At 35.7% G+C, this 17336-nt stretch carries 20 protein-coding genes; 5 read left to right on the forward strand and 15 right to left on the reverse strand.

Features of this window, described 5'->3' with window-relative positions; translation table 11 throughout:
- Window positions 1-8 precede the first annotated feature (8 nt).
- The gene (locus J4P91_RS06080; RefSeq protein ID WP_207993250.1) at window positions 9-413 is read right to left on the reverse strand and encodes a DoxX family protein; all 405 of its coding nucleotides are present in this window, start codon (window positions 411-413) and stop codon (window positions 9-11) included.
- A 157-nt stretch (window positions 414-570) separates the two neighbouring features.
- Here J4P91_RS06080 and J4P91_RS06085 point away from each other — a divergent pair, with 157 nt between their 5' ends.
- Window positions 571-1116: a helix-turn-helix domain-containing protein gene (locus J4P91_RS06085; protein ID WP_017150730.1), complete on the forward strand. Its 546-nt coding sequence runs from the start codon at window positions 571-573 to the stop codon at window positions 1114-1116.
- Window positions 1117-1176: 60 nt separating this feature from the next.
- Here the strand turns inward: J4P91_RS06085 and J4P91_RS06090 are convergent, their stop codons facing one another.
- Complete coding sequence (locus tag J4P91_RS06090) at window positions 1177-1554, reverse strand: MaoC family dehydratase (RefSeq protein WP_017150729.1); 378 nt, start codon at window positions 1552-1554, stop codon at window positions 1177-1179.
- Window positions 1555-1718: 164 nt separating this feature from the next.
- Between J4P91_RS06090 and J4P91_RS06095 the strand changes: the two genes are divergently transcribed.
- Window positions 1719-1901, forward strand: a complete 183-nt coding sequence (locus J4P91_RS06095; protein ID WP_207993251.1) for a hypothetical protein — start codon at window positions 1719-1721, stop codon at window positions 1899-1901.
- Window positions 1902-1980: 79 nt separating this feature from the next.
- Here the strand turns inward: J4P91_RS06095 and J4P91_RS06100 are convergent, their stop codons facing one another.
- Window positions 1981-2439, reverse strand: a complete 459-nt coding sequence (locus J4P91_RS06100; protein ID WP_207993252.1) for a GNAT family N-acetyltransferase — start codon at window positions 2437-2439, stop codon at window positions 1981-1983.
- A 72-nt stretch (window positions 2440-2511) separates the two neighbouring features.
- Here J4P91_RS06100 and J4P91_RS06105 point away from each other — a divergent pair, with 72 nt between their 5' ends.
- Complete coding sequence (locus J4P91_RS06105; protein WP_207993253.1) at window positions 2512-3279, forward strand: CPBP family intramembrane glutamic endopeptidase; 768 nt, start codon at window positions 2512-2514, stop codon at window positions 3277-3279.
- An 11-nt stretch (window positions 3280-3290) separates the two neighbouring features.
- Here the strand turns inward: J4P91_RS06105 and J4P91_RS06110 are convergent, their stop codons facing one another.
- Together J4P91_RS06110 and J4P91_RS06115 are read right to left on the reverse strand one after the other, a co-directional pair.
- Window positions 3291-3797, reverse strand: a complete 507-nt coding sequence (locus J4P91_RS06110; RefSeq protein WP_017150725.1) for a GNAT family N-acetyltransferase — start codon at window positions 3795-3797, stop codon at window positions 3291-3293.
- A gap of 4 nt (window positions 3798-3801) precedes the next feature.
- A complete protein-coding gene (locus tag J4P91_RS06115; protein WP_051128649.1) occupies window positions 3802-4755 on the reverse strand; it encodes a LacI family DNA-binding transcriptional regulator in 954 nt (317 codons plus the stop codon).
- Between the two features lie 115 nt (window positions 4756-4870).
- On the opposite strand from J4P91_RS06115, the gene J4P91_RS06120 reads away from it, so the two are divergent.
- Window positions 4871-5626 (forward strand): HAD family hydrolase, encoded by a 756-nt coding sequence (locus J4P91_RS06120; protein WP_207993254.1) that lies wholly within the window; start codon window positions 4871-4873, stop codon window positions 5624-5626.
- A gap of 279 nt (window positions 5627-5905) precedes the next feature.
- Here J4P91_RS06120 and J4P91_RS06125 read toward each other — a convergent pair whose 3' ends face one another.
- The 6 genes from J4P91_RS06125 to J4P91_RS06150 all read right to left on the reverse strand — a co-directional run bounded on the left by J4P91_RS06125 (window position 5906) and on the right by J4P91_RS06150 (window position 12620).
- Window positions 5906-6139, reverse strand: a complete 234-nt coding sequence (locus J4P91_RS06125) for a YrhC family protein (RefSeq protein ID WP_017150722.1) — start codon at window positions 6137-6139, stop codon at window positions 5906-5908.
- A 126-nt stretch (window positions 6140-6265) separates the two neighbouring features.
- On the reverse strand, window positions 6266-8869 hold the full coding sequence (gene adhE / locus J4P91_RS06130) for a bifunctional acetaldehyde-CoA/alcohol dehydrogenase (protein WP_207993255.1): 2604 nt from the start codon (window positions 8867-8869) through the stop codon (window positions 6266-6268).
- Window positions 8870-9128: 259 nt separating this feature from the next.
- Complete coding sequence (locus tag J4P91_RS06135) at window positions 9129-10262, reverse strand: bifunctional cystathionine gamma-lyase/homocysteine desulfhydrase (RefSeq protein WP_017150720.1); 1134 nt, start codon at window positions 10260-10262, stop codon at window positions 9129-9131.
- A 3-nt stretch (window positions 10263-10265) separates the two neighbouring features.
- Window positions 10266-11189, reverse strand: a complete 924-nt coding sequence (locus tag J4P91_RS06140) for an O-acetylserine dependent cystathionine beta-synthase (RefSeq protein ID WP_017150719.1) — start codon at window positions 11187-11189, stop codon at window positions 10266-10268.
- An 82-nt stretch (window positions 11190-11271) separates the two neighbouring features.
- Window positions 11272-11967, reverse strand: a complete 696-nt coding sequence (gene mtnN / locus J4P91_RS06145) for a 5'-methylthioadenosine/S-adenosylhomocysteine nucleosidase (RefSeq protein WP_017150718.1) — start codon at window positions 11965-11967, stop codon at window positions 11272-11274.
- A gap of 14 nt (window positions 11968-11981) precedes the next feature.
- Window positions 11982-12620 (reverse strand): class I SAM-dependent methyltransferase, encoded by a 639-nt coding sequence (locus J4P91_RS06150; protein WP_207993256.1) that lies wholly within the window; start codon window positions 12618-12620, stop codon window positions 11982-11984.
- A 137-nt stretch (window positions 12621-12757) separates the two neighbouring features.
- On the opposite strand from J4P91_RS06150, the gene J4P91_RS06155 reads away from it, so the two are divergent.
- Complete coding sequence (locus J4P91_RS06155; RefSeq protein WP_017150716.1) at window positions 12758-12973, forward strand: YrzA family protein; 216 nt, start codon at window positions 12758-12760, stop codon at window positions 12971-12973.
- A gap of 38 nt (window positions 12974-13011) precedes the next feature.
- On the opposite strand, the gene J4P91_RS06160 is transcribed toward J4P91_RS06155, so the two are convergent.
- From J4P91_RS06160 to udk, 4 genes are all read right to left on the reverse strand, one after another.
- Window positions 13012-13659, reverse strand: a complete 648-nt coding sequence (locus J4P91_RS06160; RefSeq protein ID WP_017150715.1) for a YrrS family protein — start codon at window positions 13657-13659, stop codon at window positions 13012-13014.
- A 116-nt stretch (window positions 13660-13775) separates the two neighbouring features.
- Window positions 13776-15530, reverse strand: a complete 1755-nt coding sequence (locus J4P91_RS06165) for a peptidoglycan D,D-transpeptidase FtsI family protein (protein ID WP_207993257.1) — start codon at window positions 15528-15530, stop codon at window positions 13776-13778.
- A 405-nt stretch (window positions 15531-15935) separates the two neighbouring features.
- A complete protein-coding gene (greA, locus tag J4P91_RS06170) occupies window positions 15936-16412 on the reverse strand; it encodes a transcription elongation factor GreA (RefSeq protein WP_017150713.1) in 477 nt (158 codons plus the stop codon).
- A gap of 280 nt (window positions 16413-16692) precedes the next feature.
- Window positions 16693-17331 (reverse strand): uridine kinase, encoded by a 639-nt coding sequence (gene udk / locus J4P91_RS06175; RefSeq protein WP_207993258.1) that lies wholly within the window; start codon window positions 17329-17331, stop codon window positions 16693-16695.
- Window positions 17332-17336: the final 5 nt, after the last annotated feature.

The following is a 17336-nucleotide window of genomic DNA, read 5'->3' on the forward strand; positions in this document are numbered from 1 at the left end:
CATTGAAATTAGTCTTTTTTAAACACAGTTGCTTTTAAGAAATTATCTACAAAACCGTCAGCTTTCGCAACAAATAAGTAAAGACCCATCGCTAATAATGCAAGCTCTAATTCGTAACCGGGATTCTTTCCATCTCCTAATAAACCAGCAGACCATTTCACTTTCACAATCGCTCCAACTAAAATAAGTGCGAATAATAATCCAACATATCTTACACCTAAACCGACAATTAATAATAGGCCACCGACTAATTCTACTGTTGCTACACCGTATGCAAGAGCACCTGGTAAGCCGATACTTGTAAACCACCCTGCAATATTATCAATGCCTGATTGAAACTTTGTCAAACCATGCATAAAAAATGTTACTCCTAATACAATACGAATAATTAAATTACCAATGTGTTGATTCATTTCTTTCTCTCCTTTATAGTTTTGTTATATAGAACTTTTATTTACATTACAAAACATACAATAATTTTTTTTATTCGTCAATTCATTTTTCTTGAGAAAAAATGAAAAATATTTGCTATGATACAAATAGTTGTCTACAAAAAGGAGCTTGATTCGTATGAATATCGGTTCTGCAATACGTGAAATTCGTCAACGCAGAGGCATAACGATCGCTCAAATTTGTGAGGGAACAGGGCTTTCTAAAGGTTTTATGAGTCAGGTCGAGAATAATAAAACTTCTCCATCTATCTCAACTTTAGAAACAATTTCTAATTTTTTAAATGTCCCTCTTCCTTACTTATTACTTGAGCAGAAAGATCGCATGAAAATTGTTAAAAAAGAAGAACGAAAATACAGTGTGTACGGAAAGGATGAACAGAAGATTGAACATGTCGCTGAACAAGGCGGCCTTCGTTTATCTTTGGTAGAAATCCCTATCGGTTTCCCAAAAGAAAACAAACCGAACGCTCATGAAGGAGAAGAATGTCATCTTGTTTTACGTGGGAAATTGGAAGTACAACATGGAGAAGATATCGCAATTGTCGAAGAAGGAGATTCTTTTTCCTGGAGCGCATGCGTGCCACATATTGTACGTAATATAGGCGATGAGGCTGCACTATTACTTATCTCCAGTCATGCTGAAAATCGAAAACGTGTATATTAAAAAGCATTGCAAACAATCCCAAAAGCCTGTTTTCAAAAATGAAAAACAGGCTTTTTTGTACTATTCTCGTATAATTCCACGGCTTGATCCTATCAATACTTCTTTTCCTTTTTGATTACGATACACCGATTCTATAGATACCTTTTTATATCCCTCCATTTGTTCAACACTTGTAAAAGTTAAATCACAAGTAATTGTATCTCCTGTAAAAACAGGTCTAATAAACTCACTTACCAACTCTCTTGCTATGTAATGCAAATCTCCACCAATTTTCGTTCCTATACTTGCAGTCAATAAACCATGAACCATTAAACGTCTTTGCTCATCATATTCCATATGGTGTCTTCCTTTATCCCCTGTAAGGCCTGCAAATTCGAGAACTTCTTCTTCTGTAAATGTTCTTTCATACTGAAATGTATCGCCTACTTTTAGATTCATTTTAATCCCCCTTTTAAATTTCTGAATTTTCTTTATTATATTACCATAAAATGAACAGTAATTCATTTTAATTACTAAAAGTACCACTACCTATTGGTAATGATTAGCATTTAGATGTTATCATTTCATATATATTATCTTTGATTAGATTGGAGGTCTTAACAATGACATTTGGATTAGTAGGTGGCATATTATTAGCAGTTTTATTACTCTTCTATTCCACATTAGAAATTTGGCTTACTCCTAATAATGGCTCCTTCTTTAAAGGTTTCAAAAAGAAACTGCTGTTTATGCTTCCCTTGTTTACTCTCTCATTCGCAATTCACTATTTCTTTTTTGTACAGTAAAATATTGTATCGGTCTAAACGAAAAAGGATTGCTATCGCCTAGCAATCCTTTTTACATTCTTTCTACTATCTAACAGAGTTATCGATGTCCCTCTTTTTTTGCTTCATTGTAACCGTAATAAGCACATGTCCCATTTCTTGATAACTCTCGCACTTCAAATCCGCAACTACGATAAAAATCAAAATTATTAGCAGACGTATGAGCGAACCAATCCCCATGGGGTAATTTCTGCATACAAAGAGAAACAAGTTTTTTCCCTAAACCTTTCCCTCTATATTCACACTTCACTACTAAATCCATAATATTTGCAGCCATTACCTGATCAGAAATAACACGAACCATCGCAATCATTTCTTCATCATCCCAAATCGTAAAAGCCCATGTTGAATTCTCAAATGCTATCGTAAATTTTTCTATTTGCCAAGATGGAATGCTATTGTTACTCCAGCCTGCATCTTCAAATAGACTTTTAATTGCATAAGCTGGTACACCAGTCGTTCCTTCTCGAATAATAAGTCCATTATGATAAATATACATCCCATTCCCCCTTTTATTGTTATATACTATTCTTTAAGAATTAAATATTACCTTTTTTAAAAGGAGAAAAAGATGGAGAAATTTCAATTACTCATTTCTTTTACGATTCTCATGATTACTATGCAGACCAATAGTATACTACTGTTTAGTTTTTGGATTATTACATTGCTTCTACTACTTAAAAAGAAAGCCTATCATCACTTTATATGGATTACTCTATTATTCGGCATTGGCTTTTCCCTCTATTTATTTACAATGAATCACATTTCCTTTCCTTCAAGAGAACTAACAATTATTGCGAAACGTCTTTGCCTACTTCTTGTTTTTGTACCATTTCTCATAGATGCTCTTGCACGCAAACAGCAAATATCTCTAAATTGGCATCAACCAAGATGGGACAATACCTTATATATGCCTTTTATTTGGAGTGGACCTCATCAAGTGAAAATCCATATATTTCTCATCATCGCAATCTCCATTAATATCATCACTTTTATACCTTTTCTACTGCAAAAAGACCTGTCTTACATACAGCATATTATATTATTTTCCATATTGTTTTCTATTATCAATGGCGTATTAGAAGAATGTATTTGGCGAGGTATCTTACTACATCAGTTTACAAAACAGATTGGTGAAAAATGGGCTATTTTACTTACAAGCATCGGTTTTGGTTTGCAACATTACTCCTTAGGTTTTTCTTGGAGTGTTTCCACTGCTTTCATTTTAGCTGGTATATTTTATGGTGGAATAGTTGTGAAATCAAATAGCATCATTCCAGCTATTATATGGCATATAGTTTTAAATATGTTAATGACATTTAGTGGTCTTATATTTTAAAAGAGCAGGAGTTATCCTGCTCTTTTAATCGCATATACAAGAACATCTATCCCATGAAATGATGCCGTTTTTTCATAACTCATTCCTGTTTTTCTAGCAACGAAAATAGATGCAGGATGATCTGGATTAATAAGAGAAATAAGCTTATTTAGTCTTAACCCTTGAAAACCATAATCGCGAAAAGCTGTTGCTGCTTCCTTTGCGTATCCTTTTCCCCAATACTCTGGAAGTAACCAATAACCGATTTCAATTTCTTCCTTCCCGTCTACTTGCTGCCTTACAAGCCCTGCATGTCCAATTGATATACCTGTATCCTTTTCGATCATTAGAAATAATCCTAAACCATTCTTATAACCCGGAAAGACCCAGCTTTCCAAACTTTTTTTACACTGCGTATATGTTTTTGGCGTTCCGTTCCCAATGTAGCGCATCACTTTCTCATTTCCCCATAAGGAAGCATAGAAATCTAAGTCGTCCATTGTATATTTTCGAAATTGTAAACGATCTGTATGGAACATACTCCTACTCCTTTCTTGTAGATTCTCTCCCTATAATTGAAATAGGCAATTGTATACGTTGGACATGCTCTCCTCGTAATTGTTTATGCAATAATACGATAGAATTCTTTGCCATACTTTTGATGGAGGTATTAATCGTTGTTATATTAGGGTGCATTATCATGGAGATTTCTTGGTTATCAAATCCCATAACACCAAAATCTTGTGGGATACGAATTCTTAATCGCTGCGCTTCCATAATGATTCCAGCAGCTATCTCATCGCTACCTGTAAAAATTGCATCAGGAGCATTTTTCATGGATTGAATGATATGTATAATATTTTTTCCATCCTTCAGTCCACAGCAATTTGAAAATATCCATTCTTGCTGCAACTGTAGGCCATGCTCCTTTAAAGCTCTTTTATATCCTTGGTATCTCTGCCTCTGCGCTTTACTTTTTAATGTATCGTAACAAAATCCTATACGTGTATATCCATTTTCAAAAAGGTGCTTCGTTCCTATATAACCTGCTAACTCTTCATCAAATTGAACTGTGGATACGAGTTCTGTTTCTACATGTTCATTACAAATAATAATTGCTCCTGAAGAGACCGCACGTTCTATTTCCTCTATTGGCAAAGAAAGTGTAGTAAAAATAATCCCATCTAACTTCTTCGTCCTAATATATTGTAAAAATTCTCTTTCTCTCTCAATTTCATAATTTGATTGTAATATCACGACATCATAACAATCTATTTTTAAAATACCACTTAACTCTTGGATTAACTGACTAAAGAAGGGGTGATGTAAATTTGGTACGACTACACCAATTAAATTTGTTTGCAGACGACGTAAATCTTTCGCCGTTGCCACAGGTACATAATTTTTTTCATCAATAATCGCTTGCACTTTCGCCCTTAATTCTGGACGTACATACGGATGATGATTGATCACACGGGAAACGGTTGCTTTAGACACTCCAGCTAATTTCGCGATATCTTCAATTGTAGAAATCTTAACTCCCCCCTTGACCTGTAATGCATTTCAGAATGTACAGTATATGGTAACTATTATAAACGAGGTGACATGAAATATGGGAAAAATTAAAATTTCAGGAAAAATTATCGAAACAAAGGCAATTGCCTTTGATAAAGATGGTACATTATTTCAAGCAATTCCATTTTGGCAGGAAATTGATAGACTACGAAAATATAAATTTTTACAAGTTGTTGGCAAAGAATATGAGCCGCATTGGGAAAAAGCAGTTGGATTTGTTCCTCCTAACCAAGTTGATTTTAAAGGTCTATTAGCGGTTGCCTCTGAAGAAGAGGAGATGATTGTTGTCGCGAGCCTTTTATATCAAATCAAAAAATATCCATGGCATCGTTGCAAAGAACTCGCAGCTGCCATATTTGAAGAAAGCAATGAACAATTATCCATTGAACAAGCTTTTCATCCTATTCGAGGGGTAACCGAATGCATTATTTCTTTGCAAAAGGAAGGAATATACACAGGTATTCTCACCTCAGATAATAAAGTGAGAACAAAAAAGTGTATCGATTTACTTAACCTACCACCACTTCATTTTCTCCTTACTCCAGAAGATGTAGAAAACGGAAAGCCTCATCCAGAAATGATTACAAAAGTATGTGAACGGCTTGCTATTAAGCCAAATGAGCTCGTAATGGTTGGAGATACTATAGTAGACGTAAAAATGGCCAAAGATGCTGGAAGTATTGCTGTCGGTATTGCTAATCATGAGCATGCAATAGAAGAATTAACACCGTATGCGAATTTTATCATTTCAGATTACAGTGATATACAAGTTTTAACGAAAAAAAAGCAGTAGACAAAGACTTGTCTACTGCATCCATATCATAACTAGTATAAAGAAAACTACAACTGAGGGGGGTGTAGGATTTTCAGTTATATACTAGATATTTATCTTGTTCTAACAACGGACAAGAACTTCCCGTTCAAAAATGACCTTGCATTAGAACTTAGTTCTATTACATTTTAATTGATAAAGATTATCATTGTCAATATAAAACGTATACATTTTCTACAAAATTTTACTTATATAAAAAACGCTACAAAAAGATACTCTCTTTTCGTAGCGTTTCATCTATCAATTTGATTCATATTCGTTCTCCTCTAACTTGTCACGCAGCGCTTTGACACGCTTGAAAAAGAAAAATGACATCCCTAAAAATAAAACAATAACACTCATCATCGCAAAGGTTTGTACAGTTTCTCTTCCTCCATTTGGGATCAATAAACCAATCATTAAAAATGTGGCTAGTGCAAGAAGAACTTGGCCGAAGCGAATATAATCTGCTATTTTCTGTTGTAATTCTTTCATACTTCTACCACTCCTCCCTCTCACTCTATCATATTCTAATCGTATCTGAGGCAAGTAAATATAACCAATGAGGGAGAAGTTTTCTAAAGGAAAAAGAGCCTCTACTAAACGGCTCTTTTAAATTTTCTATACACCTTTATAAGCTTGCTTATACACTTCTTTCAGCTCTGAAATAAGCGGTAATTTCGGATTCGCTGTTGTACACTGATCTTCAAATGCTCTTTCTGCTAATGTACCAACAACCTCTTCAAATATTTCTTGTTCCACACCTTGTCCAGCGATGCTCATGTTAATATTTAATTCTTTTCCAAGAGCAATAATTGCTTGTACTAATGATTCCACACTTTCTTCAATTGTTCCCCCTGGGAGTCCAAGCATTCTCGCAATATGCGCGTAACGTTCATCAGCAACAAAGTGCTCATATTTGGGGAACAATGCATGTTTTCTTGGTTTAATCGCATTATAGCGAATGACATGAGGCATTAAGATTGCATTTGCACGCCCGTGCGGAATATGGAATTCCGGACCAATTTTGTGCGCCAAACTATGATTAATACCAAGAAATGCATTGGCAAATGCCATTCCAGCAATCGCAGAAGCGTTATGCATTTTCTCACGTGCCTCTTCATCATTTCCATCTTTATATGCTCTCGGTAAATATTTGAATACGAGGTCAATTGCTTTTAATGCTAAACCATCTGTATAATCATTTGACATAATAGACACGTATGCCTCAATTGCATGCGTTAACACGTCCATTCCAGTATCTGCTGTTACATGCGGCGGTACTGTCATTACAAATTGCGGATCAACAATCGCTACATCTGGCGTTAATTCATAATCAGCTAGCGGGTATTTTATATTGTTCTTTTTATCTGTAATAACCGCAAATGGTGTCACTTCTGATCCTGTTCCTGATGTTGTTGGAATTGCAACAAACTGAGCTTTGTTCCCTAGTTTCGGATATTTACATGTCCGTTTTCTTATATCTAGAAACTTTTGCTTTATTCCAAAGAATGTTGTTTCTGGATGCTCATAGAAAAGCCACATTCCTTTCGCTGCATCCATCGCTGATCCACCGCCAAGTGCAATAATCACATCCGGCTGGAAACTTTTCATCATTTCAGCACCTTTAAAAACCGTTTCATCAGATGGATCTGGCTCTACTTCAAAGAACACTTCCACCTTTACATCATTTGTATGTCTACGTAAATAGTGCGTTACTGTATCCACATAACCATGCTCAACCATTCCAGAATCCGTTACAATAAATGCTCGTGAAATATTCGGCATATTTGCTAAATATCCTGTCGCATGTTTTTCAAAATAGATTTTGGGTGGTAGTTTGAACCACTGCATACTCTTTTTTCTACTTGCAAGTCTTTTTATATTTAATAGATGTGTTGCCGTTACGTTTTGAGAAACAGAGTTCTTTCCATATGAACCGCATCCAAGTGTGAGTGATGGGATAAATGCATTATATATATCACCAATTCCACCTTGTGATGACGGAGCATTTACGATAAGACGACAAGCTTTCATACGTAAACCAAATTGTTTTTGTACTTCTTTATTTGTCGAATGGATAACTGCTGAATGTCCTAAACCACCAAGGTCTAACATTCCTTCACAATATGTAAAGCCTTCTTCAAGTGAATTTGCTTTTACACAAGCTAATACCGGACTTAATTTTTCACGAGATAGTGGATAATCAGCACCTACGCCTTTAATTTCAGCAACCAGCATTTTTGTATCTTCTGGTACAGTAATTCCCACTAATGCAGCAATATAATAAGCCGATTTCCCAACAATATCACTATTTACTGCACATGTATTTTCATTAATAACAAGTTTCTCTAATTTTCTTCGTTCTTCTTCTGTTACAAAATAACAATTATTCGCTATCATTTCTTCTTTCACGTCATTGTAAATTTCTTTGTCTACAATGATTGCTTGTTCAGAAGCACAAATCATACCGTTATCAAATGTTTTGGATAAAATCAAATCATTTACAGCACGTCTTACATGTGCTGATTTTTCTATATAACAAGGCACATTTCCCGGCCCTACGCCTAAGGCTGGTTTACCGGTAGAATACGCTGATTTCACCATTCCTGCGCCTCCAGTTGCCAGAACGAGCGCGACACCTTCATGATTCATTAATTTCTTTGTCGCCTCAACAGAAGGTTTCTCAATCCATTGAATACAGCCATCTGGCGCACCTGCCTTCACTGCCGCATCATATAACGTTTTAGCCGCTGCAATCGAACAATTTTGTGCAGAAGGATGAAATGCGAAAATAATTGGATTTCTTGTTTTCATTGCGATTAACGCTTTAAACATCGTTGTCGAAGTTGGATTCGTTACTGGTGTTACTCCAGCAACTACACCGACTGGTTCTGCAATTTCTATAATTTCTTCATGAGGATCCTCATGAATGATTCCTACTGTTTTATCTTTTTTCATACTGTGCCAAATATATTCAGTGGCAAAAATATTTTTGATGCACTTATCTTCATATACACCACGCCCTGTTTCCTCAACAGCCATTTTTGCAAGTGGCATATGTTGGTCTACACCCGCAAGTGCCATTTCATGTACAATGTTGTCAATTTGCTCTTGTGTAAAATCCTCTAATGCTCGTAAAGCTTCTTGACCGTTCTTCACCAACGTATCAATCATCTCTGTTACTTCTTGCATTTCATTTACAAATTTCTCTTTGAATACCATGTAAATCCCTCCTATTCTGCTATTTGGTCTTAAAAAGTCCCTTAGGGTCTAAATAAGTCCCTATTAGCGTAAAAAAATAGAGTTACTTTTCCTACATGAATCTCATTGATTGTGAAATATTTCACAAGTTTATGTGTGAATCGTCATTTCCTGCTTTTACTATACACGAAATATTTTTATTTGTGTGTGTCTAATTTGTGAAAACATTCACAAATTAATTTTAAGGAAAGCACCGCTTTATTTAGCAGTGCTTTTTCCATTATGATAACGCTTGTGCTAAATCTTCAATTAAGTCTTCTCCGTCTTCAATACCGACAGAAATACGAATTAATGTATCTGTAATTCCTAACTCTTTACGACGGTCCGCTGGGATAGATGCATGTGTCATTTGAGCTGGAATTGAAATTAAGCTTTCTACAGCTCCTAAACTTTCAGCAAGTATAAAGTACTGCACCTTCTCAAGTACTTGATTTAGCGTTTCTTCACTATCCACATCGAATGAGATAATCGCACCATATCCATTTGCTTGTTCTGTTGCTAATGCATGATTTGGATGCGTTTCAAGACCTGGATAGTACACTTTGTTTACTTTTGGATGATTGTTTAAAAACTCAGCAATCGCACGCGCATTTGCTTCATTTTCTTCCATGCGTATTCCTAATGTTCTTAAACCACGTAATAATAAAAAGCTGTCTTGTGGTCCAAGGATACCACCTGTTGAGTTTTGAATGAAATGAAGTTCTTCTGCTAGCTCTGCACTATTTACAACAACTAACCCAGCGACAACATCACTGTGTCCACCTAAATATTTCGTTGCGCTATGAAGTACAATATCTGCTCCTAAAGAAATTGGCGACTGCCAGTACGGCGTCATAAATGTATTATCAATAATTGTTAGTAAACCTTTTTCTTTTGCAAATGTAGAAATTTGCTTAATATCTGTAATTTTTAATAGTGGATTTGTTGGTGTTTCTACATAAATTGCTTTCGTATTTGGACGAACTGCTTCGGCTACTATTTCTAAGTTTGTCGTATCTACAAATGTATGTTCAATACCGAAACGATTTAATACTTTCGTTATCACACGATACGTTCCACCATATACATCATCTGTTAATATGACATGGTCCCCTTTTGAGAATAACATAATAATTGCTGTAATAGCAGCCATTCCTGAACCAAAAGCAAATCCTGCATGACCGTTTTCTAGCACTGCAATCATTTCTTCTAATGCTGCACGCGTTGGATTTCCTGTACGTGAATACTCATATCCTTTATGTTTACCAACTGCCTCTTGTTTGTACGTACTTGTTTGATAAATTGGTACATTTACAGACCCAGTTGAAGGTTCTCCTATGCGAATACCATGAATTAATTTTGTTTTTGCTCTCATTTTTTATTCCCATCCTTTGTATATATCTTTACTTAAATAACGCTCACTACTATCTGGAAAAATCGTTACGATGTTTGTACCTGGTTTTGCTTTTTCTGCCTCTATCAAACTCGCATGAAATGCCGCTCCTGAAGAACTACCAACAAGAAGTCCTTCCTTCTGCGCTAACTCTTTCACACGCAGAAATGCATTTCGATCCGAAATTGTATGAATTTCATCGAAATAAGATGGTTTTAAAAATGGTGGAATAAATTCCAGACCAATTCCTTCTGTTTCATGCGAACCAGCTTCACCACCATTTAAAATAGATCCTTCCGGTTCTACAATTACCGTTTTAATTCCACGATTTTGCTCTTTTAAATAGGACGCAGTTCCCATAAATGTACCACCAGTACCTGCACCTGCTACAAATATGTTAATCTCTCCATCCAATGCTTCCCATAGTTCAGGGCCTAATGTTTTAAAATAAGCACGCGGATTTGCTTCATTTGCGAATTGACTTGGAGAGTATGAGTTTGGAATTTCTTTTACTAATTCTTTTGCCTTCGCAATTGCACCAGTCATCCCTTGTTCAGTTGGTGTATGCACAACCGTTGCACCGAGTGCCTTCATTAGCTCTTGTTTTTCAATACTGAATTTTTCTGGAACACAAACAATTACATGTAAATCATGCTCTAGTGCGGCGAGTGCCAGTCCAATGCCAGTATTCCCTGCCGTTGGTTCAATAATCGTTCCCCCTGGCGTTACAAGCCCTTTTGCTAGTGCATCTTCAATCAATTCTCTTCCTAAGCGATCCTTCACACTTCCACCTGGATTATAAAATTCAAGCTTTGCAAATAAACGAACGCCCTCTGGAAGTGAAAAACGAGTAATTTCTACAATCGGTGTATGACCGATTAATTCATGAATCCCGCGATACACCTTCATCGTGTTCTCCTCCTTATTTGCCAATAAAGAAAAGGCAACTGTATGTATCTTCTTTATATAAAACAGTTGCCTTTTTGTTACATTACTTTAACTCTTCTAACACTTTTACAATGAAGTTTGTAGAATGAAGAGCTGCTTGATCTAAAAATTGATCAAATGAAACGTTTGATTCTTTACCAGCAATATCAGAAAGTGCACGAATAATTACAAATGGAACTTTATATTGATGGCAAACTTGCGCAACCGCTGCTGCTTCCATTTCTACTGCGTAAAGGTTTTCGAATTTATCACGGATTGCTGCAACACGGTTTGGATCACTCATAAATGAATCACCTGTTGCAATCATCCCTTTAACAACTTGAATATCCTCTTCTGCCTTCATACATTTCTCAGCTAACGCAACTAGTTCTTCATCAGCTTTAAATCCCGGTGGCATCCCTGGCACTTGACCATATTCATAATCAAATGCAGTTACATCCACATCATGATGGCGAACTTCTGTTGAGATAACAACATCACCAACATTTAAAGATTGGTGGAACCCACCAGCTGAACCTGTATTAATTACTTTTTCAGGTTGATATCTTTCTAATAAAATTGTCGTTGACATAGCTGCATTTACTTTACCAATACCAGACTTTAACAAGATTACTTCATGTCCCGCTAATGTCCCTTTCGTAAATTCACAGCCTGCTACGGTTTCTGTTTCTGCCTGTTCTAATTTGTCACGTAAAATACGTACTTCTTCTTCCATTGCTCCAATTACAGCAATTCTCAATCTAATCCCTCTTTCTATTGCTTAGTTGCCTCCATTACCCAAACGAAATGATTTAATCTCGTGAATGTTACATGGAAGCCATTGTTTTCAAAAATAGATTGCATGATTGGAATACGTGTGTAGTATTCAGTTTGCAAATCGTTTGCTAACTGATGAAACCCTCTTTGTTTTGCAGTTTCAACAGTTTTATCATACGCTTCTTGATCTGCAAATATCGTATCAGCAAACACTATTTTACCACCTTTATTAAGCAATTGACTATATTTCGCAATTGCTACATCTTTTTCTTCATCTGTTAGATGATGAAACGCATAGGTGCTTACAATTGTATCAATAGAATTGGGAACATCAAAAGAAAGAAAATCTCCTTCTGTAATTGAAAATTCTTCTGGTAACTTCTGCTTTGCGATAGTACGCATTTCACGTGACGGCTCTATGCCGTAAACAGTGCGACCAGCAAGTAATAATTTATTTGTTAAATTGCCAGTACCAACACCAAATTCTAATACATTTCCAAATGATTTGTTTACTACATCCTCTAAAATCTCCTCATAACGAGCGAAAACTTCTTTATATTGTATATCTTCGCCTTGTACGAATGAATCGTACGTATGAGCCCATTCATCAAATAAACCGTTAAATTCTGTACCCATATAAAATTCCCCTTTTTCTTATCGGTTTTATCAGTATGATATGCTTTCTTTACGAAAATGTCAATTAAAACGGAAATGGTATTTCCTTCTTTTCTTTGTTACACTTAACTTGATTATATAGAGAGGAGCGGTTTTTTGTGTCATTTACCTTTGAAATGCTGGAGGATAAAGTAGAATTTTTTGAAGCATCAAACTTAATTTCTTTAGAAAAGAAAATTAACGAACAAATTGACAATAACAAAGCACTTATGTTAGAAGTTCATCATATTTCTCATCAAATGGTTATGGATCCCGAAAGCAAAAGACCTTATTACAGTGCAGTTGTTCATTTCAAATTAAAAAAATTACGCTAACTAAAAAAGAGAAAGGTTCTTAAGAACCTTTCTCTTTTTTAGTTTAGAGTTTGAACAAGTACTGGTTTCCAGCCCTCATTTTCTACCCAATCAATATTTACATAATATTTTTTACCAGTTTGTTTATCTTGGACATTACCGTACGCTTTTTGCTGACCGTTATTTCCAATGCGGTGAATGATTAATTGTTCCACTGGAACTTCAATTGCAGAGGAAATGGCTTGCTTCATTTCATTCCAATCTGCTGTACCTGTTTTAAATGTCATTGCTGGTGTTGCACCTTGCGTTGTACCAATTGGCTTCCAAGAAGGCTTTGTGTACGCATCTGTTGCGTTTGACTGTGTTTTTTCAGCTGGAACCTTTTCATTTGCTTTTGCTTTTGCTTCTTCCTCAGCTTTTTGTTTCTCTTCTTCAGCCTTTTGCTTCTCTTCTTCCTCTTTCTTCTTCTCCTCTTCTATTTTTGCTTGTTCTTCTTCATCTTTCTTTTTCTCAGTTTTATTATCTTTCGTTGTTTGCTGAGATACTTTCTTTTCTGGAGAAGACGCTTGTTCTGTTGTATCAGAAGTAAAGAATACTTGGTATGCTACAACAAGTACGGCTAACAACACGATAGCAATCGCAATATTTAAAACACCGTTTTGACGACGTTTTTGTTGTTTCTTTTGAAATCTAGATCCTCCTGCCATTCTTCAAACCTCCATGCAGTTTTTCCTACTTGCTATTGTAACATTAAATCTAAAAAGGTTGAACAACTACAGTGATATTTTCACGAAATGAAAACATTTGATAATAAATTGCAAGATTACCTTCTGCTTCCCAATTGGGCAATCTCTTCTACAAATTCTTTAAAAATCGGTGTTACAATATTTTCTTTATTATTCGTTTCTAAATCAACAACTACTAACGCATATCTTGGGTTTTCGTACGGGAAATAACCCGCAAACCAACGATTTACACGATCTCCTTTTCCTGTTTGTGCCGTCCCAGATTTTCCAGCAACAGATAGGGGTAATGATTGAAAAGAAGCTCCTGTTCCTTTCTCCATCGTTACTACTTTTCTTAATAAGGATTGCACTTGTTTCACTGCACTATAAGAGAGTTGCCTTCCCTCCAGTTTATGATCTTCAAAATAAAAAAATCTTGTTCCATTTTTATACTGTATTTCTTTTACAGCTTTTACTTCTTTCTTCTCTCCATTTCTTGCAATCGTCGCCATCATATTTGCAACAGCTAAAGGGGATATTCTTACATCCTTTTGTCCAATTGCCGTTTGGACGATTGCTTTGTGACTCACCTTATTTTCTTCGCCATTCCAAACAGTTGCTTTTTTCTCTTCTATCAATTGTTTAAACCTAGGCGTATGAAACACTTGCCCTTTCCATCCTACCGTCTCACTCGCTCCTAGTGCCTCTAAATACGTTTCCATTACATTCTTATCCTTTTGCATCAATTCATTACCAAGCACCGCAAATGTCCTGTTACAACTTCTAGCAAAGCTCTCTGTAAAACTTAACTTTCCCATCATAACCTGGGGAGGATTTTCGCCATACGGGTCTGTATCACAATTAAACTTACGATGCGATTGAATCATATCATTATCAATTGCTGCAACCGCAATAACTGTTTTAAAGACAGAACCAGGAAAATGCGGCGTTAGCATTTGGTTTTCCATTCTTTGTTTATATGTGTTTCGATTGTTCATCTGTAAGGACGGTTTACTCACCATTGCTACAATTTCACTCGTCTTTACATCAAGTAATACTAATCCACCCTTTTTGAGCCCATGTTTCTGCACGAGCTCTTCTGCTTTTTGTTGCAACGATTTTTCTATCGTTGTTTGAATCGTAACGGGATAAAAGGGATTTCCAGGAGATGTATATTTCGCACGTTTTCCAAAAATCGGTTCTCCCTGCCTGTCTACTTGATACAGCACTTTCGTTTCACCATCAGTCATTAAAAATTCATCAAACGATTGCTGTAATCCAGAAATACCAATAGGTGTTTGGCTAGATAATTGATTTAGTTTCTCATATCGTTTTTTAAATTCCTTTTCGTTTTCCCCGACTACACCGATAAGATGCTCTGCTTCAGATGGTTGCTTCATTCTTACTTCAGTTGCCAACATACCTAACATATCAGTGCGGTTCACCTTTTCCATTTGTTCTTTTGTTAATTGAAACGGCCGATCACCTCTTTGAAATATAAATGGCTTGTTTCTACCTTTCATTTGCATTTTCATGGCTTGCCCTGGCACACCAATAATATGCGCTACTTTCTCTAACATGTCATTTTTTATTTGCAAAAATGGAAAAATAACTAAAACTGGGTATCTTTTTTCTCCAAGGTCTTCTCCATTCCGAGCGATAAAACGTCCCCTACCATCATCCACTGTGACTGCTTGTGTACGCTGGGCGACACTTTTTTCAATTAAATTTATATGCCTATTTGTAAATGATTCCGTAGCTATAAGTTGTATTTGTGCTAACCTACCAAGTAATAAAAGCATAATACATGTAAAACATAGTAAGGTGATGATAATTCTCCGCTTCATTTTCATAAAAACACCTCGTCTTTTCAGTTTAGACGAAGTGTTGTTCCTTTTATACAAAACGAAATATTATCGAAGCGTATATTATGTAATTATTTTTATTTATTGACCGGCTGGTGTACATATTTTGCAAAAATTGATTTCTAAGTTTCTACATTTAAATCTGAAAAATCTCTTCACATTTCAAAATATAGAAATTCCTCAATCATGATATCAGAATTAAAACTCTTACACTGTTGTATTTTGCCGAACAAAGACAAAATTCCATTAAGGATAGTTTTCATTCTCGCTCATCAATCAAACAAAACTATAACGGTTTTACCACATCTGTTCACTCAGAATCTTGAGAGTAAAGAGATAATAAAAGGGAAAGACCAATAAAAAAGGTTCACTCATATGAGTGAACCTTTTTTATTATTTTACAGAGATAATTTCTACTTGCATTTCTCCGCCTGGTGTCTGGATTGCTACTTTTTCACCAATTTGCTTACCTAATAAGCTTTTTGCGATTGGAGAATCGTTAGAAATTCTTCCTTCAAATGGATCCGCTTCTGCGCTACCAACGATTGTATAAGCTTCTTCATCTCCATCTGGTAATTCTTTAAATGTTACTGTTTTACCTAATGTTACAACTGTAGACTCTTCGCCATTGTCTTCAATGATTACCGCGTTACGAATCATATTTTCTAATTGTGTAATACGTCCTTCTACGAATGCTTGTTCATCTTTCGCTGCATCGTACTCCGAGTTCTCAGAAAGATCACCGAAGCTACGCGCGATTTTAATACGTTCTACAACTTCTTTACGTCTTACTGTTTTTAATTGCTCAAGTTCGTTTTCTAATTTTTGTTTACCCTCTTGCGTCATAGGGTATGTTTTTTCTGTTGCCATGTTTTCCACTCCTTTTATATACCAATCCCCCGAAAAAAAGAGGAGTTCAATATGAAAACTCCTCCGCTTTATCTTTGTAGCGGAGGTTTCTAGTACACATGCACTAGCGGAGTTGTCACATACAACCCCGTGTCTTCCAATTCTTCCCTATATAAAAAATATATGTATGGAAAGTTGATATAAATATGCCCTCACCTATTCATAGATGAGGTTGGATGTTTCATTGTATTCGATAGGAAGGGAAAAAATCCCTTCCTATCGTATATCTTTTACTATGCTATTACAAATTCACTTTTTCTTCAAGAATTGTTGCAATTTTTGTAACCATAATATCAATTGCAACATGATTTTGTCCACCTTCTGGGATAATAATATCCGCAAATTTCTTAGAAGGCTCAATAAATTGATTATGCATCGGGCGTACAACATTTACATATTGGTCAATAACGGAATCCATTGTACGACCGCGCTCTTTAATATCACGTTGCATGCGACGTAAAATACGAAGGTCCGCGTCCGTATCAACAAACACTTTAATATCCATTAACTCGCAAAGACGTGGGTCTTCTAAGATTAGAATCCCTTCTAAAATAATTACATCTTTCGGTTCTACTGGAATAATTTCTTCTGAGCGCGTATGCAATGTGTAATCATATACAGGTTTCTCGACCTCCTTATATGCAAGCAACTGATGTAAATGCTCAATTAGTAAGTCATTATCAAATGCTAACGGATGATCGTAATTTGTTTTTAAACGCTCGTCCATTGGCAAATGGCTTTGATCTTTATAATAATAATCTTGCTCCAAAATTAAAATGGAATGACCTTGAAATTGATCAAAAATTGCTTTTGTTACACTTGTTTTACCTGATCCTGAACCACCAGCAATTCCAATTACAACAGGCTTATTCGTCCCCATTCAAC

The sequence above is a fragment of the Bacillus sp. XF8 genome, assembly GCF_017498755.1.
GTDB lineage: Bacteria > Bacillota > Bacilli > Bacillales > Bacillaceae_G > Bacillus_A > Bacillus_A bingmayongensis.